The following is a 22,030-nucleotide window of genomic DNA, read 5'->3' on the forward strand; positions in this document are numbered from 1 at the left end:
TTTACGCCAAAAACACCACCAGCCCCCGTGCCCCATGAGCACCAGTCACCAGCGACTGTTCGATATCGGCGGTTTTGGAAGGACCAGCAATGAATACACCGTAACCGTTGTTCGGTTCACCCAGTTTTTCATAGGCCTGAGCCATGGTCGGGACAATCGAATCTTTTTTGATGACGATGCCGAGCTGTTGGTTAATAAAGGGAGCCACGCGTTGAGAAAGTTGCTCTTCAGTCAGCCAGATGGCTCCGTTTTCGGCTACCCCCAAGGTGCCTTCCACCAGAGCAAATTCTACATCTTCCAAACTATGTGGGTCTGCGGTTTTCCATTCTTCTGAGTTGTTTAATTCAGGTAGGCTGGTCGAAAATAAAATCCTTTTTCCTGAATAGTGCTTTGAGACGTAATCTTCGATTTCTTTACCTTCAGAAACTTCAATAGCTTCCCCATGAAGAATATCAATGAGTTCTTTGAATTTCGCGAGCGGGTCGCCGAGGTAGGCGGTGTTGAAAGGTGGAAGTTGGATGTCGGATGTTGGGTGTCCGATGTCGGATGTTCCATTCTCCGTGTTCCATGTTCCATCTCCCGTCATCGGTCTTCGGTCATCGGTCCCAATACCTCCGGCATCTGACATCCGACCTCTAACATCCTCCAATCGCCCTAAAATCTCCTCTCTACTACTCATTTCTTTCTGTTTTTGCTGTACCATTCTGAAAAACTTTCTTTCGGTGGAGCTGGCATTTCTCTTGATTTAAACCAGGGATTTAAGTTGTTGTTGACCACAAATGGCAGTGTCCTCATGACAGAACGGCCAATTTTACCACCCACATTGAATACCCCGGGTTTGGATAAGACAAAGTTCATGGCTTTCATTCCCATTTTTTTTCCACTCTCAACATGGCCAGCCTTGCCGATGATCTGTCGCCAGGCGTAAAGCTGATCATGAATATTGATTTTAACCGGGCAAACATTACTGCAGGCTCCGCATAGCGTACTTGCAAAGGGCAGATCGGAGTATTCCTCAAGGTCTTTATTTGGTGCCAGAATCGATCCGATAGGTCCCGGAACGGTGGTATGGTATGAATGTCCTCCGCTTCGGCGATACACCGGGCAGGTATTCATGCAAGCTCCGCAGCGAATACATTTTAAGCCACTTTTAAAATCATCAAGACCGATATGACGGCTTCGGCCGTTATCCACCAGAATAATATGCATTTCCTGACCTTTGCGGGGTTTTCTGAAATGACTGCTGAAGGAAGTTATGGCTTGCCCAGTACTGCTGCGTGCCAAAACTCGAAGGAATACGCCGAGATGTTCTCTTTTCGGGATAATCTTCTCAAGCCCCATGCTGGCAATATGCACCGGGGCCAGATGGGCTCCCATGTCAGCATTACCTTCATTGGTACAAACCACAAACTCCCCGGTTTCGGCAATTGCGAAATTGACACCAGTAAGGGCAGCATCCGCAGTTAAAAAATCTTTTCTGAGGCTTTGTCTGGCGGCTTCGGTTAAATATTGCGGGTCTATATTTCCTTTCTCGGTACCCAGTTTTTTATGAAAAGTCTCGCTGATGTCTTGTCTTTTGAGGTGAATGGCTGGTGCTACAATATGGCTGGGTGGCTCATGACGCAGTTGAATGATACGTTCTCCCAAATCCGTGTCAATTACTTCTATACCACGGTCTTCCAGGTAATGATTCATGCCGCACTCTTCAGTGAGCATGGATTTGCTCTTGACCATTTTTTTGACCGAATGGCGGGCCAATATGCCATGAACGATTTGGTTATGTTCCTTGGCATCAGATGCCCAGTGCACCTGAATACCATTGACTAAGGCATTTTTCTCAAACTCAATGAGCAGATCATGTAAATTGGCCAAGACATGATTCTTTATTTCAGAGGCAGTGTCGCGTAATTTTTCCCAGTCCGGAATACCGAAGACCGCTTTATCCCGATTTTTCCGTACCCACCAAATGGAGTTATTGTGCCAGTCATTTCGGCTGGAGTCTTTTACCAGCTTTTCTGCTAATTGGGCATGTTTGGAGCTACTCATTGGATGTTGCTGTTTAAGATTTCGGCCACATGAATCACGCGGGTTTTACTTCCTTTTCTCTTAAGGGTACCTTCCAGGTGCATCAGGCAAGACATATCCGGACTGGTGATATAATCCACTTCGATATCTTCAAAATCGTTGCAGCGATCTTGTCCCATTTTGGCAGAAACGGCCTCTTCACTCACAGCGAAAGTACCTCCGAAACCGCAACATTCGTCGGCCTTTTCGGGTATACGAAGGTCCAGTTTTTTGACCATGGCCAGTAAGGGTTCCATTTTTGAGTAAGGCTCTTCTACCAGTTCTGAGCTTTTGGCCAGTTGCAAACCTCTTAAACCGTGGCAACTTTGGTGTAAACCCACTTTGAAAGGGAAAGAGGCATCGAGTTCTTTGACTTTTAAAATGTCAGTCATAAACTCGCAAAGTTCCATCACTTTGGGCTGCTGATGAAAAACGTGATCTTTCAAGTGAAGTGTGCAGCTCCCTGAAGGGCAAACGACGTAGTCTGCATCGGCAAAAAGCTGTTGATTATGTTTGTCAATATCACCGGTCAAATGCTGAAAACCAGAGTTGGCCATTGGCTGGCCGCAACAAGTTTGATTTTTTGGGTAATTGACTTCACAGCCCAGTTTTTCCAGTAATTCAAGGCTGGCTATACCCACCTGAGGGTAAAACTGATCAATGTAACAGGGAATAAATAGACTAACTTTCAAGGTTTGATAGGGTTGAATCTCACTATCAAAAGTATCAGAATAAAAATACTTTTAACAGCACCCTCAAAACTATTCCCTGCTCAGGAAATCTTATTCACGAATCCGATGCTTCGGTAAATCATGGATATTTTCACAACAAAGCTGCTCCATCACCTGACGTAGCTGTCTTTTTAGAATGGAGATGGTGTGGTTTCCACCTTCATTACCAAGAGCCCCCACACCGTACATAAAGGAGCGACCCAAAAAGGTGAAATCAGCCCCGGAGGCCAGAGAAGAAGCAATATCTGGCCCGGTGCGGATACCGCTGTCCATCATGACTTTGATCTGGTCTTTGTATTTGGCGGCAATTCTTGTCAACGGTTTTATCGTAGACTCACCATGATCCAGCTGCCGGCCACCGTGATTCGAAACTATGATTCCGTCTAATCCCAGCTCAATGGCTTTTTCGGTGTCTTCCTCTGTGGCTACGCCTTTGAGTACCAATTTCCCTTTCCATTGATCTCGAATGGGTTTGATGCGTTCAGCATTCAAACGACCATTGAAGGTTTGATTCATGAACATCCCGAGATGTTTCAGGCTCAGACCGTTAGGAATGTAGGGCTTAAGCGTTTTGAACTCCGGCTGGCCGGCTAGTAATGTTTCTATCGCCCAGCGTGGCTTACCCATGATTTGAGCAATGTTTCTCGCCGACATTTTTGGCGGAATAGAAAGTCCATTTATGATTTCTTTTGAGCGGTAACCAAAGGTAGGCGTATCTGCCAAAATGATAAGAACCGGGTAATGGGCGTCGGCAGCCCTTTTGATGAGTTTATCACGTAATTCAGCTTCTTTAGGGTGGTAAAGCTGAAACCAGGCATTGCCCTCTGTGATGTCTGCAATTTTTTCAATACTGGCGGTCCCAACGGTACTTAGAGTATAGGGAATGTTATAGTCGAAAGCCGCTTTGGCGAGAATTTCAGATGCCTTCGGCCAAATTAGTCCTTGCAAACCAATAGGTGAAATACCAAAAGGTGCAGAATAGGTTTTCCCAAACAATTCTGTGTCAAGCGATATGCCCTGATAGTCCCGAAGGTAGTATGGTCTCAATTGTACATCTCTGATCTCCTTGGTATTTCGTCTTAGATTTATTTCAGCATTACAGCCGCCATCAAGGTATTCGAACGCAAACCTTGGGATACGTTTTTTAGCTTTTTCTCTCAGAAAGGGAATGTCAGGATATTCGGAGTTGTACTTTTCTTCCATCTTTTAATTTATGTATTCGGCATTCAGGCCTTTATAAATATCATAGAATATCTCAAAGCTAAGGCTTATTCGATATTTATGGCAAAGCTCAAACAAGCTGTTCATAAAACTGTTCTTCTCTATGATACATTACACAATTATATGCCTAAAGGGCTGCCCGCATTAACCTTTTGACAATGTCAAGGTAGGTGTTTTTGACCTGCAGAAAATTATCGGGTCGGGAGTTCATAAAGACAATGGCCGCTGTTCTTGTTTTTGGGTCAAAGCTTACAACTGTGGCTACGCCCGGATCTCCTCCCGTATGTGATGGAAAATGAGGAATAAATCGGTAGTAAAGGAAATTTTCCATTTCGTTATAATTCCATGCAATAGCCTGATGCTTCTGAACAGACGGGTATTGTATTTTCAAAAACTCTTTCACGGTTTCCGGTTTGAGAAACTGTATGCCATTGGATAGACCATCATTGAGAAAAATTTCCAGGAAACGGGCGTAGTCAGAAACCGTAGTTCTTAATTGACCATCGGGAAAATCAGGATATCCGTAGTGTAGCAAAACTTCCGGTGTACCTTTTTTTACAGGTTCGTGCGGGCGGGCGATGTTTTCATGTGGAATATCCCGCAAAAACCAGTAAGAATTGGTCATGCCCAGGGGCTCAAAAAAGTCTTCATACATGTATTGTTCAAAAGGTTTACCACTCAGCTCCTGAATAATATAGCCTAAAATAACGTATCCCATATTGCAGTAGTCCCAATGATTGCCGGGCTTTTTGGTGTGGAAGTTTGTGTTCTCATTATAGTACTGGCCACCTTTCAGAAAGTAGCCGGGCACAAATTCTGCCAAAGGAATTGGAGAATCTCCGCCCTCTTCGATAGTGTAAAGTGGATCCAGGGTGTCCCAATCATCTTTTAAAGAAGAAGTATGAGATAGCAACATTCTTGATGTGATTACCTCCTCGGGGAAATTGGGGTTTCTGATCTCAAAAGGTAAGTAAAGGTTAATATCGGCGTCTATATCCAGTTTCCCCTGATCAGCCATATGCATTATGGCAGTGGCTGTCACTGGTTTTGAGCTGGAAGCAATCATGAAAAGGGTTTCGTCATCAACTGGCTCGTTAGTTTCTACATTTTTTACACCATAGCTTTTATGCCAAGAGAGTTTACCATTTTTGTGATATGCCGCTTGCATACCCACTACCTCTGCTTTATCCACCTTGTTTTGGATATAACTATTCAGGGCTTCATCTCCGGGTTTGGGTAATATCCGGGTACAGGAGTTAATGAATAGAAGTAGTACAAGTGTGACAGATCTAATTTTCATAAAATTGGCTTTAGTTATGAGACAGTACAACAGATGCTGACCCCTACCAATTTTTATGGGATATGGACCTCTGACCGAAAAATACCGAACTTCGAGGGATATCTTTGTGTTAACATTCCGACTAAAAAACAGACAAAACCGAAAGAATGAAGATTGTTGTTTCTCCTGCCAAAACGCTTGATTTTGAGACTCCACTACCTACTCAGGAATACAGTTTACCTCGATTCACTGAAGAAATAGAAACCTTAAACGAGGTTTTGAAAAAGAAGTCTCCGAAGAAGCTTTCTGATCTTATGAGCATTTCAAAAGCGTTGGCTGAGCTGAACAGGGAAAGAAATCTGACCAGAACTAATGAATATACTCCGGAAAACTCTCGTCAGGCCGTTTTTGCTTTCAAAGGAGACGTTTATCTAGGACTGGATGCCTACAGTTTAAATGAAAATCAAATTCATCAAATGAATGATAAGCTTCGGATCTTATCGGGTTTGTATGGTTTGCTGAAGCCTTTGGATTTAATTCAACCTTATCGTTTGGAGATGGGTACTTCACTAAAGGTGGGACGCAAACCCAATCTGTATAAGTTTTGGGATAAGAAAATCACTGAAGCTCTGAATGAAGAAATGAAAGATGGCGAACCTCTGATCAATCTGGCCTCACAAGAGTATTTTGGGGCTGTAAAACCGGAGTTATTGAAAGGTCCATTAATCACCCCTGTTTTCAAAGATTATAAAAACGGTGATCTTAAGATCATCAGTTTCTTCGCCAAAAAAGCCCGTGGTCTGATGACCCGTTTTGCCATCGTTAAAAACATCAATGCTCCTGAAGACCTTAAAACGTTTAACTATGAAGGCTACGAGTTTGATAACAAACTTTCAGATGAGAAGGAGTGGGTTTTTGTGAGGTAGTCTGCTTAAAAATATGCCCTATTTGCGTAGTAGGCTACTGAACCAGCGATAAAGAAAATTGCTGCAAATACTAAGCAGGTTATGGCTGTTTGTGTGAACATTGATCGAGACTCTGAAAAGATTATTTTTTTGTTTTTTTCGATTAATAAAACCCCACATGTCCTGTTATCTATTCTGGGAAAGGCTGTTGGATCCATGAAAATTGAAATAGTATCGCCTACTAAAAACTGATCTCTCATTGAGAAATGCTTGAATTGAGAAGGAATGGCAAAAGTTTCGTTTCTTCCTTGAAGCTTGAAATCAAGATAATAAGTTGATCCGGAACGTGAACCAAGGTATCTTGGATCGGGATCTGAAAAATAGTTTACCCTTACCGAAGTAAGTATGCCCTCAATTTTATCTAAATCTGATATCTTGAAGTTAGAACGGTAAAATCCCAAACAACTGTAAAGAATTAAAAGTAAGGTTAAACAATAGCAAACATTTCTGGCGATAGTCGCTCTCTTTTTTATTGACATGTGGGGTTATTTGGATATTCCCCCAAATTAATTCTTCCTTAATGTGTTATACTATTTCTTTGCTACTTTCTTATAAACCCATTCCATCAGAAAGCAAATTGCAATAATCCCCGCCGCTACCAGCACACCGGTTTTATTATCAGAGAATTCCTGCTGAATAAGGGCGGCCAGAGCAGTCAGGCATAAAATAAAACCTGTCATGGGCAGCCATCGGGAGGCTTTGATTTCTCTTGAAAGCTTGTAGCCGCTGTAATTGACAACAGCGAACACGATCAAAAAACCAATACTCCCGGCCGTAGAAATACTCTCCAGCTCAAGGGTGTTGACCAGCACCAGAGTAGCTATTGTGGTGATGATCAGACCCACTGGCTGATTCCAGAGTTTGTAGGTCAGTTGATGTGGCAATTCGTCATCCTCCGCTATTTCATAACTTACCCGACTGCCACCGTACAATGAAGCATTGATAGCCGAAAAGGTAGAAATCAAAGCGGCAATAGTCATAATTGTAAAGCCAACCTGGCCAAGAACCGGCCTGGCCGCAGAGGCTAAAACATATTCTTCGGCTTCCTGAATTTTCTCAAAAGTTAACGAACCAACGGTTGCAAATGCGATAATGACATAGAGTACCACCACAAAACCTACTGAAATGTAATAAGCCCTGGGCACGTTGATTTTCGGATTTTCAATATCGGGGACGGAGTTGGCAATGAGTTCAAAACCCTCATAAGCTACGAAAATGACCATGCCCCCGGAGATAATGGTGAGAGGAGCTTCCCAACTCCCGGGATTTAATTGAGCCAGGTGGTTTTGCTGTGTTAAGCCATAAATGCTGACTCCAATAAACGCTATCAGGATGATCAGTTTTACGAAAACTGCCACCGATTCAATTTTACCCACCACCTCAACACTGTAATAGTTAATCACTGTCGCCAGGATCACCACGGCACTGGCGAAAATGTGAAAATCTACCTCTTCTGAAATCATGGTTAGCAGGTTTGGGGCATAGGAACCAAACGCTGAGGCGTAAAGCCCCAACATAATGATATAGCTAACCCACAGAAGGTTATTGATGCCTCCGGCAAAAATGCTTTTCCCGAAACCCTCATTGACAAAACGCACTGTGCCACCTGAGTCCGGGTAAGCGATTGATAGTTTGGCATAGCTATATGCGGTGATCAAGGCCAGTAAACCGGCCAGCAAAAAAGCGAGAGGGGTGGCTCCTTTAGCTAATGTAACTGCCAGACCTAAAACCGCAAATATACCACCGCCTACCATGCCTCCGATACCGATAGAGACGGCATCTTTCAGCCCGATCTTGCTGCTCATCTACAGGGAGAAAAGTGTCTTAGGAATCACATGAAAAGTGGTTTTTGCCGCTTTATGCTGAATATCTTCGATACTCACCATTTCAGAAGTATGAACCGTGATTTCAGTTGGAAAATCATTCCCTGAAACCATGACATCTTTAATTCCTTCAATTTCAAGAATTGCATTTTTAAGGATGTCTAACTCCTCTTCGGTTTTGGCATTGGTTTCGAAGGTTTTACCGTGATTGCCAGGGATAACGTTGTCTGATATGATACTCATGACTGTATTATTTTAAGTGTTACATACAGGCTTGTGGCCACTTCGGGTCATAAGTCTTCTTTATATAATAAACGTTGTTTGCCTGACATCGGTTTATTTCAAAAACCGATAAGTCAACTTTACCAAAAAGATATTATTGGCCTGCTGGCCAAAGAGGTTTGAAAACAGGTTTTGATTCAAAGTCTGCTCCCAGTAGTCTCCTGTATCTGGGGTATTGCCCTGGCTCCATACAAGATAAAGTTCTGAGCCGGCTTTATATTCCCAGCGGGCTACCAGGTTTGACCTGAACTGCATGAAATTAAAATTGGGGTCCCCAAAGCTGTAATCAGTTTCTCCATCACCGTTTTCATCAATCATAAAACTCCCATCTTGTTCGGTTATCTGGCTGCTGGTAAACCGGTGAAAACGATCTTCATAACTTTTATTAAGCGGGTCTTTTACATACCCATAGCCTTCGTATTCCGGTCGTGTGATGAATGGTTGGCCGTAATATTGGAGCGTCAAATCAGGAGTAATATTATAATTCAGTCGCAGCGTATAACGCCATGTATTTTGATTTACTGAGCTTACAATGGTGCGTGTTACATCTCCGTAAGAAACCTGACTGACGTATTGATCCTGTTTACGGTAGGAGTGATTATAACCGGTAGAGAGACTCACGCTCATGGCATCTATTGGCTGAGCAGACAGCGTAAAGTTGACATTCGTAAAATTCATAACGGCATCTTTTCCAACGAAGTAGCTTCCTTGGGCGAAAGCCTGAATTTTCTTTCGCTGATCTGAATTGATATAGCCCCATTGACCAAAACCCGGAGGTCTTCTTATCGCAGACCCACCACGTAAAGCATTATTTGAAACATCAAAAGTGTTCCAGTTTAGCCCACTACCCATGCTCCAGTTGTTTTGAAAAGTGGCGTGAGCATTGACATTGAAAAGTTGGAACATCAATTTTCCGTCAAAATCCCATTTGAAAAAATGATTATAGTTTATTCGGGCATTTCGGAATTTCCCGAAGGATTTGGGATATCTGAAGCCCGCCCAGGTAAAATGATTGATTTCGTTGGCTGTTTGCATAAAGCCTATATCATTTAATTCCAGTTCAGGAGAGCGGTAAGTCACTCCGCTGTCAAAATTAAAAACCCGGCCTTTTTCTCCCTTGCCTGTTCCTCCACTTTTGCCGATTCTGATGGTTCCTCCTGAACCGGTAAGAGATGTTCTTGTGGGGTCTACTGAGGGCCGGTCTGAGTCAGGTCGTTGAAACAAATGCTCGAAGGAGGTTTGGGTGTTGTAAATTTTTTCGGCAGTGCCGGTAACATGACTAAAAATGGCTGATCCTTTGATGTAGTACGTTCTGTTTTTCCAATAGTGAAGAAGATCAAAACCTCCGGTAAAAGCGTCATTATGTAGCAAATCATTTAAGTTACCTTTTCTATTGACCGATGTCAAAATGCCACCAATTACCGTTTCACCTCCTTTGATATCTTTCTGAATCCGGCTTACGAAGTAATTGGTCTGTGGTTCTACGATCTCCGTTCGTTCTGAGTTTTCGCCTTTAATGGTCGCTATTTCTTCCTGCGTCACACTTTCCAGAATTCCTATACTCCAGCCATTTTTGCTTTTGCCGCTAAATTTTGCCGCTCCCAGAATGGAGGTGTTTTGTGGTACATCGGCGTATTCGCTATCCGTCAAGTCTGGGTAGGAGTGAGGTGAGCTGCCGATTCTTCTTGAGTAAAATAGAAGGTCAGAGTCATAGTCACCTCCGGCCTGAGAACCGGTGAGTTCGTATTCAAAAATGTTTCGGCTTTCAATGAAGAACGGACGACGCTCCTGAAAGAAATTCTGAAAACCATCGATTCGTACTTGAGAAGGATCTGCTTCCACCTGCCCGAAATCAGGGTTGATTGTAAAATCCAGAATCATGTCGCTGGTAACGGCCACTTTGCCATCTACACCAGCGGTGATGTTACTGCTTTTACCAGTCTGAAAAGGGTTTCCGGCCTGGGCAGGTCCTCTTTCCAATTTAGCTACTGTATACGGAGCAATCTCAATTTGTTTTTGCGGTTTCACGTCCTCAAGACCATGCAGCTCTGCAAAACCACTGACCCAGACACCGCTGCTCTGGGGAATGGGTTGAAAGATGGAACGCTCCTGATTTCTGAACAATATTCGTTGAATCTGAAAGCCCCAGACTTTATCCGGGTTTTTCCCGAAACGCAACTGACTAAGCGGGATTTTCACCTCGGCGGTCCAGCCTTCTTCGTCAATATTGGTTTTGGCTTGCCAGATAGGGTTCCAGCTGGAGTCCCAGTTGTTTCCATTATTAGAAATAAACTCTTCGCCCCTTACACCTGAGGCTGAAATGGTGAAAGAGAAAGCCGACCGAAGGTCATGATAGCTGTCAATATTGATTTCAACCCAATCTCCTGGAAACTCATCCCGGCGGCTCATTCGCTGCACTATGCTGTCTGGCTCCGCATCATAGGCACGGTAAGCGACATACAGGTATTTATCATCATAGATGATTTTGAACTTCGTTTGGTAGGTGGGTTCTTTACCTTCAAAGGGGCGATAACCGATAAAATCACCACCGCCCCATTCTACTGCTTCCCATTCAGGTTCGGTCGGGACACCATCCAGTTTGATGCTACCTGATGAGAGTTTTTGGGTATAATATTTTTTCTTTTTGATGTCTTCAATCGAGGTGTTTTCTTGTGAAAATGACAGGAATGAATATAGCAAGGCCAGTAAGCCTAGGGTTAAAATTCTCATAAAGTGTAATAGCTTTTGGTTGAATAGTCTTGAGTTTTTCAAGAACGCTGCAAGTACGTTTTTCTTATGATGCCCATTTCTTAAAGAATTATAAAAAGCCTTAAATGGCTCGAAATGGGTGATGAGAATGTGTGAAAAATTGAGCCTTTCTGATCAAAAGAAAGGCTCAATTAGCATTATTTCGCTTTACGGATAAGAATATCGCCGTTCATAGTTTTCATGGTGATTTCAGCACCACCAGAACCTATTTTTCCCATAGTCCAGCCACTTTTTTTGATTTTGTGCAGTCCGTTTTCAGTACTTTTTTGCATTGGAGGTACAGTTTTGTCAAGATTAATTTCAAAATCACTGTACATTTCACCGCGTTCGCTCTGTACTTTCACATTGGCTTTCAGAGACGCCGGGAAAGTAATGTCCACATTGCCATTAAGCGTGGTAAAAGCCATAGGCGAGCTGATATCCGTGCTCCTGAAATTACCTGTGATATTGCCGTTTACGGTAGAGGTAATCGCCGAACCACTTACATCTTTCATTGAGATGCTTCCATTAACATTGCCAAGCTCCAGATTGCCATTCACATTTGTGGCAGAAACATCTCCTGAGTTAACGGTCCGAACTTTCAGGTTGAAGTTTTTCGGCACGGTTACTTCGAGAACCAGTTTTTGATTCGGGTTATGGGAGCGTACACTAACGGAATTGTCTTGCTCTTCGGCTGTCACCTCAAAGCCTTTGTTAGTACTTATTCGTCGCATACCATCTTCACGTACGTGTTCTTTTGTGTAGTTATCCGCTTTAACTTTGGTTACAACTGTTACCTCGTTGACATCTGCCCCTTTTACGTGAATAGATCCATTGACCAGATTAACATTCAGCATTCCCACAGTACCAGGTTTTGAAAGCGGAATGGTCAGTTTTTCGTCCTGAGAGAAACTTTGAAAAGTGATAATGCTACAGAGTGTAATAGTTAAGAATTTTAGCTTTTTCATAATTTGTATTTTTTAAGACTTTTGTTTGATATAAACGTTTCCGTTAAAGGTTTCAAAATGCAACTGTGAGCCCCCATTACCTATTCTGAATCGGGTGTTTGACTCCAGTTTATACCGAATGGTATTGTCATTTTCTTTTATGTTTTTACTCACGGTAGTTGGTAACATTGTTACCTCGGGGAAATCAGTGAAAAGCTCACCGTTAAAGCTTTTGTAGTCGCAGTCGGCAGAGAGGTTTTGGGGATAGAAAACAGTAAGATCGCCATTCAAAGTATAATAACTTGATTCGCCCTTTGGCTGGCTCGCGTAAGTAATGTCTACATCGCCATTTACGGTATGGGCATAGGTGATGCCGCTAACGTTTGTCAAAGAAATGCCGCCGTTTACATTATGAATTTTCAATTTTCCGTCAACATTCCTGACTAATACTTCTCCGTCATTCACCGTAACGGCAACCAAATTCAGCGACCTCGGCACTTTTACTTTGAACTCCAAATGATAGGTGTATTTAATCTCTTTGTGTTCCCAATTGCGATAATTTCTATCTGGTCGTGAATCACGAGGCTCTTTGATAAATACAATCAGACTATCAGTTTTTTGATCAAAGTTTAGTTTAAATTCTTCCTTAGCTTTTGCCAGTTCATTGGCGTTTTCGGCTATCAGTTTTTTATCAATCTCCAGAAGGATTCTGTTGCCATCATAGCCTTCGACATCAATGCTTCCAAAGACATTATAGATGGCCAGGGTACTTCCGTCGACGACATCAAACTGCCTGCTGATGTGCTCTTCAAAGACCCTTTCCTGGGCCGGAGATTGCTGGCATGTCGCCAGCAACCCTACGATAATCATTAATTTTAGCTTTTTCATAATTTGTGTTTTGAGTAATAGTTATAAGTAAATTCTTCAAACCAGACCTTAAACTTCGAGGCCGGTTATGGTTTCTTCGAGCTTTTCTTTTACGGTTTCGTTCAAACCGTTTTGTTTAAGTAATTGCTTAATGTATTCGATAGAACGCTTCTCCTGCAGTTGGGTCATCACATCGGCCAGAGCTACCTGCACCAGAGGCGACTCCTGTGTGATGATGGACTGCACCAGGCCTTCTCTCACTTTTGGATGTTCGGCAAATTCTACCAGGGCTTCCAGTGTTGCCAGGCGAACATTAACATTCTCATCCTGATTAAGCGTGGTGAGCAGGGCATCTATCACTTTTTCATCCACGTCGGTAATTTCTCTAGTGTAGGAGACTGCTTTCATACGTTCTGAAGCCATGGGGTTTTCAAGCATTGAAATCATCATGAGCTGCTTCATTTCTTCTACTTCATGGCCCAGTTGCTGAACTTTATCGTTTGTAGCCAGATCATCGGAGTTTTTTCGTCCGGCATAAAAGCCAATAGCAGAGGCTACCGCAAAAACGATTAAGGCATATGACCAGCTAAAACTTGCTTTGGAGTCAAAGAGACTTTTAATCCTGTCCAAAAACGAGGTTATCGTCACTTTTTCATTTTCTCGTTTTTTGAAAGTTCGCAGCATTTCATTAAAACCTTCTTTCATTTCAGGGCTGACCTCGGGAACAGGAATTTGATTCATGCCAAGCCAAATGGCTCTGGTGGCCTCAAAGTCGGCCTGCATTTCTGCTGAGTTTTGCAGATCCTCCTGAAAACGTTTTGCTTCCTCCGGGTTCAGCCTGTTCTCTAAAAAATCAATGAAACGGGCTTCTGATTCTGATGACTGATATGCGTTCATATTGATTTTTGTAAATACATTTTTTTTAATTCTTTCATCGCCCTGTGCACCTTTACTTTTACGTTGGTTTCGGTGGTGTTGAGCACTTCGCTTATTTCTTTATAATTGAGCTCCTGATATTTGCTCAGTACTAAGATTTCTTTGTTTTCGGGTTTTAGTCTGTTCAGCATTCGGTTTAGTTTCTCGGACTCATGCTTTTGTTCCAATATCTCATCAGCGGCCCGCTCAGCTATATTTTTAGCTATCTCGCCAATGTTTTCATGATAGTCTACTTTGTTGTTTTTCCGGAAAGTATCTTTTATCAGGTTGCGTGTGAGATGATACATCCAGGTTTTAAATTCGCCATTGCCTTTATAGGTATGGCGGTATTTTAACATTCGGTAAAAAACGGTCTGCACCAAATCTTCGCTAAAAGCTCTTTGTCCGGTCATTCTGAAAACAAACCCGAAAAGAGCATTATGATGCCGTTCGAATAGCAAACCCATTTTGTCAAGGTCGCCGGCTTTTACGCTTAGCATGATGTTGTTATCTGAAAGAACTTCCAAAGGGTATAAGTTTTGAGCTTTGATAGGGTAAACTTAGTCAAAGGCAGAAGGTTACAGATTTTTTTATTTTTTTTTGACTCCTTCTAAATAGAAACGGACATGCTTAAGACCACAAGGCATGCTTTAAAGTAATTCTGATACACTTTAGCTGTCCAAAAAAAGTGTAAGAAAGGTTCTGAATTCATTAGACTTATTTAGGCTCTGTTTTGTATTCAGAGTGATATCGTCGAAAATACATCTCCTTTTTGACCTGATTTTCAAAAAATGGAAAGCAGTGTTTGAAAAATAAATTTCTAAATTGATCCACCTAACTGAACTCAACCCTCTATGAAATTAAACCATTCTTTAAAATTATTTTTTTGTCTTTTGTTAATCAGTCTGAGCTCCCATGCTCAGGAGAGCGTTCAACTAATATTGCCGGAGGGTTTTCAATCTGAAGTTTTAGGAAAAGATCTCGGTAAAACCCGGCATTTGACCGTTACGGATCAAGGGGTGATTTATCTTAACCGGAGTAAACTGGCAGAAGATGGTTCCAGCCTGTTGATGATCAAAGAAGGAAAGACCAAATCTTTTGGCTCTCTACCCGGCACCGGCGTTGAACTCCATAACGGTTACCTCTACGCTTCTTCCAATTCAGCAATTTATCGCTACCCTCTGAACAGCGATGGCGAAGTTGCCGACACCGAGCATCCGGAGCTGATCGTTTCAGGCTTAGCTGATCATGGACGCGATAATGCCAAACCTTTTACTTTTGATGGGAAAGGGAATCTTTATGTCACTATAGGAAGCTGGAACGACCCCTGCCGCGATGAAACAGGAAAAGGGATTATGCCCTGCACAATTCTGGATTCGGCCGGAGGCGTCTGGCAATTCTCTACGGATCGGACAAACCAGCATTTTGAAGACGGGAAACGTTATGCCACCGGTGTGAAAAACGCAGTGGCACTCACCTGGAATCATCAGACTCAATCTCTTTTTACGGCTGTTCATGGCCGAGGTCAGTTTCACGATAAGTACCCTCAGTATTACACGGCTCAGCAAAGTGCCGAGTTGCCGGCAGAAACCCTTTATGAACTTCAGTATGGAGATGATGCCGGTTGGCCATATATCTATTATGATCAGTTTCAAAAGAAAAAAATTCAGGCTCCGGAGTATGGAGGGGATGGTAAAAAAACAGGAGGGGAAAACGCTCTAGACCCGCTCGTGGCCTTTCCGGCTCATTTAGGGCCGAACGATCTCCTTTTTTATACAGGGAAAATGTTCCCGAAGAAATACAGGAACGGAGCCTTCGTTGCTTTTCATGGTCAATCGCCTGAGCTCAAAAAAGGTTATCTGGTAGCTTTTGTGCCTTTTAAAAAAGGAAAGCCCAATGGAAAGTGGGAAATCTTCGCCGACAATTTCGCGGGGGTTGACCTTGCCGTACCAACGGGCCCGATTCAACATCGCCCCTGCGGCCTAGCCCAAGGGCCTGACGGAGCTCTTTATGTGTGTGACGACCTTGGTGGCACACTTTTTAAAATCACTTACGAAAAGTAATCAGTTCAGCTATGGAACAGTCTCGCAGAAATTTCATCAAAAAAACCGCAACCGGAGCCGCAGCCTTGTCCTTCGGTGGGGTGTTGTCAGGATTTTCACCTAAAAGCTACGGTCGTATTTTGGGTTCCAATGAAAAAATCGTTGTGGCCAGCATGGGTGTCAATAGTCGGGGGCTTGCGGTGGCCCAGAATTTTGCATCGCAAAAAGACTGTGAAGTATTGCACATATGTGACGTGGATAGCCGTGCGGCCCAAGTCTGCATAGAAGCCGTCACCAACATCCAGTCAAAAAGCCCCAAAAATACTCCTGATTTTAGAAAGGCTCTGGAAGACAAAGATGTGGATGTGCTCATTGTAACGGCTCCGGATCACTGGCATGCTCCTGCTGCCTTGCTGGCCTGCTCTGCAGGTAAACATGTCTATCTGGAAAAGCCCTGCAGTCACAATCCTCATGAGGGAGAAATGTTAGTGGAAGCAGCGGCCAGGTACAAACGGGTACTGCAAATGGGCAATCAACGCAGAAGCTGGCCCAATGTGGCCGCCGGCATCAAAGAGCTCCACGAAGGGGTCATTGGCCGACCGTATTTTGCCAAGACCTGGTATACGAATAACCGGGCGTCCATCGGAATTGGTAAAGAAATCCCTGTGCCTGAATGGCTCAATTATGATCTATGGCAAGGCCCGGCTCCCCGAAAGCCTTTCAAAGACAATCTCATTCATTACAACTGGCATTGGTTTTGGCACTGGGGCACCGGCGAAGCCCTCAATAACGGCACCCACATGGTGGACCTGGCCCGCTGGGGACTTGGAGTTGATTTCCCAATAAAAGTCAATTCTGCCGGTGGTCGATATCGTTACCAAGACGACTGGGAGACGCCCGATACACAGGTGATTAATCTTGAATTTGACAATCAATCGATGATCACCTGGGAAGGCCGTAGCTGCAATGGCAAATACGACGAAGGGGAAAGTGTAGGTGTGATTTTCTACGGTGAAAATGGCTCCATGCAAATTCAAAGTGGAAACGATTACAAGGTTTTTGACCTCAAAAATAACCTTGTCAAAGAAGTCAAAAACGATTTTGTGATTGACCCCAGAAACCTGCAAAACCCCTCGCAACAGCTGGATGCCTTGCATATTCGTAACTTTTTTGACGGTATCAGACAAGGCACGCCTGTCATTTCAGACATTGACGGCGGTCACAAAAGCACCTTGCTGGTACAACTGGGGAACATTGCCCAACGTACCGGCCATACTCTAAACATAAACCCCAAAAACGGACGTATTCTGAACGACCCGGAGGCGATGAAGCTGTGGTCAAGGGAGTATGAGCCTGGGTGGGAACCTAAAGTTTAAGGCTTGCAGCAGTCAGCTTTTTTAATCTGTCCCATTTTAATATCTAACCTATGAAACCTGAAAACACCTTCATTAGTCAACGCCTGCATTCACTGGATGCTCTGCGGGGTTTTGATATGTTTTGGATCATTGGGGGAGAAGGGTTGGTGCATGCCATGGCAAAAATCACCGGAGCCCCTTTTTGGCTCTCCTTTTCAGAGCAGCTGGAACATCCCTATTGGGATGGTTTCACGGGCTACGATCTCATTTTCCCTCTCTTTATTTTTCTGGCAGGGGTTTCTACGCCATTCTCTGTGGGTAAGGCTCTGCAATCTGGTCAACCAAAAAGCAAAGTGCTACAGCGTGTGCTGAGGCGGGGATTGATTCTGCTCATTCTGGGGGTAATTTATAATAATGGTTTGGAGCTGAGACCGCTGTCAGACATCCGGTTTATGAGCGTGCTAGGGCGTATCGGTATTGCTTATGCTCTGGCCAATGTTCTCTATCTGTATGTCAAAGAAAAGTGGCTCATCTATTGGTTTGGCGGTCTGCTGATTGGCTACTGGCTCATTCTCAAATTCACATCGGCACCCGGTTTCCCTATGGGTGATCTCACCATGGAAGGCAATTTTGCTTCGTATGTAGATCGCACCGTTTTGCCTGGGAAACTGAGTCGTGAAATTCATGATACGGTGGGTTTGTTCAATAATATCCCGGCCATATGCAATGCTCTGGCGGGTATTATCACGGGCCTTTATATCAAAAATAAAACCGTAACTCCGACCCGAAAGGCCGTAACTATGGCCGTCTTTGGCGTCGCCTCCATCGTCATTGCTCAGGTTTGGAATCTGGATTTTCCGATCAATAAGAACCTTTGGTCCAGTTCTTTTGTGATGCAGACAGTGGGCCTTAGCCTCCTGCTGTTTGCTCTGTTTTACTATATCATTGACGTGCTGGGTTATCAGAAATGGTCTTTCTTTTTGCAGGTGATCGGCATGAACTCTATTCTGATTTATATCTCGGGCAAATTCATCAACTGGCGTTACACCACCGAAGCTCTTTTTCAATGGCTGATGCAGCTTTCTGGCGAAACTTATGCTATTCTGACTTCTGCTATTTGTTTGTTGGTGATCAAATGGCTATTCCTGAAATTCCTTTACGACAAACGAATTTTCCTACGCGTTTAATATGAAAATAGAAATATTAAAAGATCCCAAAGTCATGGGTCAGGCAGCCGGTGAGGTTGCGGCCAAAGTCATCAAGGCCAGCCTTTCAGAAAAAGGGTTTGCCAATATTATTTTGGCTACTGGTACCAGTCAGTTTGAGACCTTAAACCGACTTGTCGATGAGCCGGGCATCGACTGGAGCAAGGTCACCCTCTTCCATCTGGATGAATATCTGGGACTGCCTATTACGCATGGAGCTAGTTTTCGGAAATATCTGCTGGAACGGTTTGTCAATCAGGTCAGTCCTTCGCTCAAACAGGCTCATCTTATCGATGGAGAAGCCGACGCCACCACAGAATGTGCCCGACTGGGTGCCCTGATTCAGACTCATCCTATTGACGTTGCGTTGGTAGGCATTGGCGAGAACGGACATTTGGCTTTCAATGATCCTCCGGCTGATTTTGAGACAGAGGAACCCTATATTGTTGTCAACCTGGATGAAGCCTGCCGCAAGCAGCAATTCTCTGAGGGCTGGTTTGAAAGTATGGAAGCCGTGCCCCGTCAGGCCATCAGCATGTCTATTCGCCAGATCATGAAATCGGCAAAAATCATCTGCTCAGTACCCGATGAACGCAAAGCGGAAGCCGTACGAAATAGTCTCAATGAAGTCGTTTCACCTGAATACCCGGCCAGCATTTTACAGCAGCATCCCGATTGTGAGTTGTTTTTGGATGAGGGGGCGGCGGGGAAGTTATGATTGCGACAAGTATTAGCTATTTGGTTAAAATATCCCATCTTGTGAAACATTCCTAACAAGATATGGTAAAGCATGAATTTAGAACTTTTTCAAATCTAATTCCTAAAAAATGAGTATCGAACGTATTAGACAGTTCATCAAAGAGAAAGCAGAGCAATTCGGTGCGAAACATGAATCATTTGTTTTCCGAGACAACACTGAAATTAGCTTTACAACCAATACTCCTGGAGCATATTTAGGGCTTGTTGAATTTGAAGAGGGTAACTCAGGTGTATACCACGACTTTTCTTTTGTTATTTTTCCTTCAGACACAGAAGTCAACAGTTTAATTGTAACATTAGGAATTGGTTCGCAAGGCTTTAAAAACGACTATAATTTAGCTACTTATCCAGGCTTAAGACGGCTTTTTAAAAAACTAACAAATGAAGTAGGGTATTGCAAAACGGATTTTTCTGATATTGAAAGTAGTCTACCAAAAAAGTTTATTGATTTGATTGAAAGCGATTATCTAAAAAAATCAATAGTAAAATATAAAGAAGTTCTTCCTGCATGCCAAATCGTCAAAGACCCAGAAAGCGAAGAAGGAAAACAAATTATTGCAGCCTTTGTAGCTGGTTATGCTAAACTTAGAGATTGGCCGACTAATAAAGACCACAGAAAAGCAGTCTCAGAAGCTTTAGAGCCCTTTTTAAAGACAGAAACAATTGATAATACAGACGAAGTACAAAATCTCTTAATCGAAAGAAGGTACATAGTTCTTCAGGGACCTCCTGGTACTGGTAAAACAAGAACCGCAAAAAGTGTTGCAGCCAAAATAGGAGCGAAAACCTTCTTCACTCAATTTCACGCAGAGACAAGCTACTCCGATTTTATTTACGGAATCAGACCTGATACAGAAAACGAAGAACTGAGATATAAAGAAACTTTAGGCAGCTTCTCAGAGGCTTTGAAATATTCCGTTGACCATACCACTGAAAAAGTCACCTTAATAATTGACGAAATAAACAGAGCCAATCTCTCCAATGTATTGGGTCCTATTTTTTATCTATTTGAACATAAAATGGATGTTTCGAATGTTGAAATTGAAATTGCCCCAAATTTTAAAATAACGAAACTGCCCGAAAACTTTACTGTGATTGCTACTATGAACACTGCTGACAGGAGCTTGGCTGTTGTTGACTTTGCACTAAGAAGACGTTTTGCCTGGTATACACTTAAACCAAAAGTTATAAAGTCGAAACAGTTCTTTAAGGAGGACTTCAGCAGAATTCAGGAAATATTTGACTGGTATGCATCAAGTACCGAACTAAACTTGCAGCCGGGACAAGGCTATTTTATTGCAGACACCGAAGAAGAAATGAGAAATCGTATTCGTTATGAAATATTCCCTTTGATTAAAGAGTATTTACAAGAAGGTCTTTTGCGAAATGCTAAAGAAGAGTTTAATAACTATTTCTCAACAAGAATTAATCTATCTCTTTTCGAATGACAAAACCAATAGATATTTTTTGCGAAATTCCGTGCTTAACTGAACAATCAAAACAGTTAGGTGGAGTTGCATTGCAAAAAAAGTGGTTCAAGTCAGCAGACAAAAGAATTATTGGTCAATACCTCCAAAAATTTATTGATTACAACTCTGAGCAATTTAAATTTCTAGGTGTTCAACCATATATAATTGGTTCAGACCAAAGCACAGCACTAGCATTCCGTTCTTCTGGTTTTATTGGCTCTATTCCTTTGAGAGCTTCGGACACTGGAAAACAAATTGGTGATTTTGTAGTTGTGCCTCGGTTCACCGGACGAGATAGATTCGAGGACTATATTGAAATTTTAAACCTACTTGGAACCGAAATTAGTCCAGAGGTAATTGACAGTTTACCATTAGCATCAGGTAAGAATTTCAGACCTCCTCTGTATTTAGAGGCTGTAAAATTTATTGCAGCTCTTGAAAAATTGACAATGAGACCGTGGAGAAAGTTTGACAATATTGAAAAAGTCTCAAGCCAGCCTACTGGTCAAATAAATTGGACGAAATATTTAAACAACGAATTCAAAGTAGAAAATAGATTGAAATTTCCAGCAAGAACAAATGTGTTGAGTGAATTTCATTCCGAGTATTCGGAAATTAGATATGTCTTTGACTTATGTAGAAATGAACTACTTTCAGCCAACACACCACAGAGAATTAAGAACACTCTGCGAACAAAATTGAGTTTCCTTGAAGAACGTTTATATCATCATAAACCAAAAGCAACCAATAAAATCACAATCCGATTTTCCGATAGTCCGACCGTTAAAGCTTGCAAGGAACAAGCCAATAAGATTTTAAACTTTAACCTTGTAGACAGTACCGCTTGGCGGGTAGACTTTTCAGATGTATTCGAGAAATTCATTCAACGTATTTTCAAAGAAGCTGCAAAAGAGACCGGAGGACGGCTTTATTCAAACTTTAAGTTTCATTCTAGGACATCGAAGCATTACTCCTGGGAACTCAAACACATCGAGCCAGACGCTATCTTTCAAAAAGAAAATTTTCTGGTCTTTATTGACGCCAAATACAAATCGAATTTATATAACAAGTTTGACCAAAGTGAAGTCCTTAAAGAAGACCATAGACATGACTTACATCAAATAATGGCCTACTCTTCATTCAGTAAGACAGATTCTAAATTTGGTTTTCTGTGTTACCCTTCAGACCAAATTGAATTAAAAAGAATTCAATACAAAAACAGAATAAACGAAGCGACAAACACAATATTAATTTTAGGAGTGCCATTAAAGAAGGACTGCATCAACGAGTCAAAACGGATGTTGACAAATGAACTTAACGAAATTGAAAAAACAATAAATGCTTAGCCTGAATGGCTT

20 protein-coding genes are annotated in these 22,030 nt (G+C 42.6%); 7 read left to right on the forward strand and 13 right to left on the reverse strand.

Annotation, left to right across the window (positions count from 1 at the left end):
- Position 1: 1 nt before the first annotated feature.
- The 5 genes from AFM12_RS09040 to AFM12_RS09060 form a co-directional block, all read right to left on the reverse strand.
- Entirely contained in the window at positions 2–679 is a 678-nt protein-coding gene (locus tag AFM12_RS09040) for a LutC/YkgG family protein (protein ID WP_229308480.1), read from the reverse strand.
- Entirely contained in the window at positions 676–2,046 is a 1,371-nt protein-coding gene (locus tag AFM12_RS09045; protein WP_055146900.1) for a lactate utilization protein B, read from the reverse strand. The genes AFM12_RS09040 and AFM12_RS09045 overlap by 4 nt, the downstream gene beginning before the upstream one ends.
- Positions 2,043–2,756: a (Fe-S)-binding protein gene (locus AFM12_RS09050; RefSeq protein ID WP_055146903.1), complete on the reverse strand. Its 714-nt coding sequence runs from the start codon at positions 2,754–2,756 to the stop codon at positions 2,043–2,045. Before AFM12_RS09050 ends, AFM12_RS09045 begins: the two co-directional genes overlap by 4 nt.
- Positions 2,757–2,846: 90 nt before the next feature.
- Positions 2,847–3,998, reverse strand: a complete 1,152-nt coding sequence (locus AFM12_RS09055; RefSeq protein ID WP_055146906.1) for an alpha-hydroxy acid oxidase — start codon at positions 3,996–3,998, stop codon at positions 2,847–2,849.
- A 145-nt stretch (positions 3,999–4,143) separates the two neighbouring features.
- A complete protein-coding gene (locus AFM12_RS09060) occupies positions 4,144–5,316 on the reverse strand; it encodes a serine hydrolase domain-containing protein (RefSeq protein ID WP_055146908.1) in 1,173 nt (390 codons plus the stop codon).
- A gap of 146 nt (positions 5,317–5,462) precedes the next feature.
- Here AFM12_RS09060 and yaaA point away from each other — a divergent pair, with 146 nt between their 5' ends.
- Positions 5,463–6,221 carry a peroxide stress protein YaaA gene (gene yaaA, locus AFM12_RS09065; protein ID WP_055146911.1) on the forward strand — a complete coding sequence of 253 codons (759 nt, stop codon included), beginning with the start codon at positions 5,463–5,465 and terminating at the stop codon, positions 6,219–6,221.
- Between the two features lie 5 nt (positions 6,222–6,226).
- On the opposite strand, the gene AFM12_RS09070 is transcribed toward yaaA, so the two are convergent.
- The 8 genes from AFM12_RS09070 to AFM12_RS09105 form a co-directional block, all read right to left on the reverse strand.
- On the reverse strand, positions 6,227–6,739 hold the full coding sequence (locus AFM12_RS09070; protein WP_055146914.1) for a hypothetical protein: 513 nt from the start codon (positions 6,737–6,739) through the stop codon (positions 6,227–6,229).
- 51 nt (positions 6,740–6,790) lie between these two features.
- Positions 6,791–8,065 (reverse strand): APC family permease, encoded by a 1,275-nt coding sequence (locus AFM12_RS09075; protein ID WP_055146917.1) that lies wholly within the window; start codon positions 8,063–8,065, stop codon positions 6,791–6,793.
- Positions 8,066–8,326 carry a heavy-metal-associated domain-containing protein gene (locus tag AFM12_RS09080; RefSeq protein WP_055146920.1) on the reverse strand — a complete coding sequence of 87 codons (261 nt, stop codon included), beginning with the start codon at positions 8,324–8,326 and terminating at the stop codon, positions 8,066–8,068.
- A gap of 93 nt (positions 8,327–8,419) precedes the next feature.
- Positions 8,420–11,095, reverse strand: a complete 2,676-nt coding sequence (locus AFM12_RS09085; RefSeq protein WP_055146923.1) for a DUF5916 domain-containing protein — start codon at positions 11,093–11,095, stop codon at positions 8,420–8,422.
- Between the two features lie 176 nt (positions 11,096–11,271).
- Positions 11,272–12,081, reverse strand: coding sequence for a DUF4097 family beta strand repeat-containing protein (locus AFM12_RS09090; protein WP_055146926.1), 810 nt, complete (start codon positions 12,079–12,081; stop codon positions 11,272–11,274).
- Positions 12,082–12,093: 12 nt separating this feature from the next.
- Positions 12,094–12,948 carry a DUF4097 family beta strand repeat-containing protein gene (locus tag AFM12_RS09095; RefSeq protein WP_055146929.1) on the reverse strand — a complete coding sequence of 285 codons (855 nt, stop codon included), beginning with the start codon at positions 12,946–12,948 and terminating at the stop codon, positions 12,094–12,096.
- 48 nt (positions 12,949–12,996) lie between these two features.
- Entirely contained in the window at positions 12,997–13,824 is an 828-nt protein-coding gene (locus AFM12_RS09100; protein WP_229308481.1) for a HEAT repeat domain-containing protein, read from the reverse strand.
- Entirely contained in the window at positions 13,821–14,369 is a 549-nt protein-coding gene (locus AFM12_RS09105; RefSeq protein WP_310586862.1) for an RNA polymerase sigma factor, read from the reverse strand. The genes AFM12_RS09100 and AFM12_RS09105 overlap by 4 nt, the downstream gene beginning before the upstream one ends.
- A gap of 327 nt (positions 14,370–14,696) precedes the next feature.
- Between AFM12_RS09105 and AFM12_RS09110 the strand changes: the two genes are divergently transcribed.
- The 6 genes from AFM12_RS09110 to AFM12_RS09135 all read left to right on the forward strand — a co-directional run bounded on the left by AFM12_RS09110 (position 14,697) and on the right by AFM12_RS09135 (position 22,018).
- Positions 14,697–15,905, forward strand: a complete 1,209-nt coding sequence (locus AFM12_RS09110; RefSeq protein ID WP_055146935.1) for a PQQ-dependent sugar dehydrogenase — start codon at positions 14,697–14,699, stop codon at positions 15,903–15,905.
- 11 nt (positions 15,906–15,916) lie between these two features.
- Entirely contained in the window at positions 15,917–17,260 is a 1,344-nt protein-coding gene (locus tag AFM12_RS09115; RefSeq protein WP_055146938.1) for a Gfo/Idh/MocA family oxidoreductase, read from the forward strand.
- 50 nt (positions 17,261–17,310) lie between these two features.
- Positions 17,311–18,426, forward strand: coding sequence for an acyltransferase family protein (locus tag AFM12_RS09120; protein ID WP_055146941.1), 1,116 nt, complete (start codon positions 17,311–17,313; stop codon positions 18,424–18,426).
- Between the two features lies 1 nt (position 18,427).
- Entirely contained in the window at positions 18,428–19,162 is a 735-nt protein-coding gene (locus tag AFM12_RS09125) for a glucosamine-6-phosphate deaminase (RefSeq protein WP_055146944.1), read from the forward strand.
- 109 nt (positions 19,163–19,271) lie between these two features.
- Positions 19,272–20,651, forward strand: a complete 1,380-nt coding sequence (locus tag AFM12_RS09130) for an McrB family protein (protein WP_055146947.1) — start codon at positions 19,272–19,274, stop codon at positions 20,649–20,651.
- A complete protein-coding gene (locus tag AFM12_RS09135; protein WP_055146950.1) occupies positions 20,648–22,018 on the forward strand; it encodes an McrC family protein in 1,371 nt (456 codons plus the stop codon). Before AFM12_RS09130 ends, AFM12_RS09135 begins: the two co-directional genes overlap by 4 nt.
- The last annotated feature ends 12 nt before the right edge of the window (positions 22,019–22,030 follow it).

The sequence above is a fragment of the Jiulongibacter sediminis genome (assembly GCF_001306455.1).
GTDB classification, from domain to species: Bacteria; Bacteroidota; Bacteroidia; order Cytophagales; family Spirosomataceae; genus Jiulongibacter; species Jiulongibacter sediminis.

What these genes read in the sequence shown, in the direction of transcription:
- AFM12_RS09040 (WP_229308480.1), bottom strand. Translation starts at nt 679, where the DNA reads ATGAGTAGTAGAGAGGAGATTTTAGGGCGATTGGAGGATGTTAGAGGT.
- AFM12_RS09110 (WP_055146935.1), top strand. Translation starts at nt 14,697, where the DNA reads ATGAAATTAAACCATTCTTTAAAATTATTTTTTTGTCTTTTGTTAATC.
- AFM12_RS09070 (WP_055146914.1), bottom strand. Translation starts at nt 6,739, where the DNA reads ATGTCAATAAAAAAGAGAGCGACTATCGCCAGAAATGTTTGCTATTGT.
- AFM12_RS09100 (WP_229308481.1), bottom strand. Translation starts at nt 13,824, where the DNA reads ATGAACGCATATCAGTCATCAGAATCAGAAGCCCGTTTCATTGATTTT.
- AFM12_RS09125 (WP_055146944.1), top strand. Translation starts at nt 18,428, where the DNA reads ATGAAAATAGAAATATTAAAAGATCCCAAAGTCATGGGTCAGGCAGCC.
- AFM12_RS09075 (WP_055146917.1), bottom strand. Translation starts at nt 8,065, where the DNA reads ATGAGCAGCAAGATCGGGCTGAAAGATGCCGTCTCTATCGGTATCGGA.
- AFM12_RS09085 (WP_055146923.1), bottom strand. Translation starts at nt 11,095, where the DNA reads ATGAGAATTTTAACCCTAGGCTTACTGGCCTTGCTATATTCATTCCTG.
- AFM12_RS09130 (WP_055146947.1), top strand. Translation starts at nt 19,272, where the DNA reads ATGAGTATCGAACGTATTAGACAGTTCATCAAAGAGAAAGCAGAGCAA.
- AFM12_RS09090 (WP_055146926.1), bottom strand. Translation starts at nt 12,081, where the DNA reads ATGAAAAAGCTAAAATTCTTAACTATTACACTCTGTAGCATTATCACT.
- AFM12_RS09115 (WP_055146938.1), top strand. Translation starts at nt 15,917, where the DNA reads ATGGAACAGTCTCGCAGAAATTTCATCAAAAAAACCGCAACCGGAGCC.
- AFM12_RS09120 (WP_055146941.1), top strand. Translation starts at nt 17,311, where the DNA reads ATGAAACCTGAAAACACCTTCATTAGTCAACGCCTGCATTCACTGGAT.
- AFM12_RS09080 (WP_055146920.1), bottom strand. Translation starts at nt 8,326, where the DNA reads ATGAGTATCATATCAGACAACGTTATCCCTGGCAATCACGGTAAAACC.
- AFM12_RS09045 (WP_055146900.1), bottom strand. Translation starts at nt 2,046, where the DNA reads ATGAGTAGCTCCAAACATGCCCAATTAGCAGAAAAGCTGGTAAAAGAC.
- AFM12_RS09095 (WP_055146929.1), bottom strand. Translation starts at nt 12,948, where the DNA reads ATGAAAAAGCTAAAATTAATGATTATCGTAGGGTTGCTGGCGACATGC.
- AFM12_RS09135 (WP_055146950.1), top strand. Translation starts at nt 20,648, where the DNA reads ATGACAAAACCAATAGATATTTTTTGCGAAATTCCGTGCTTAACTGAA.
- AFM12_RS09055 (WP_055146906.1), bottom strand. Translation starts at nt 3,998, where the DNA reads ATGGAAGAAAAGTACAACTCCGAATATCCTGACATTCCCTTTCTGAGA.
- yaaA (WP_055146911.1), top strand. Translation starts at nt 5,463, where the DNA reads ATGAAGATTGTTGTTTCTCCTGCCAAAACGCTTGATTTTGAGACTCCA.
- AFM12_RS09060 (WP_055146908.1), bottom strand. Translation starts at nt 5,316, where the DNA reads ATGAAAATTAGATCTGTCACACTTGTACTACTTCTATTCATTAACTCC.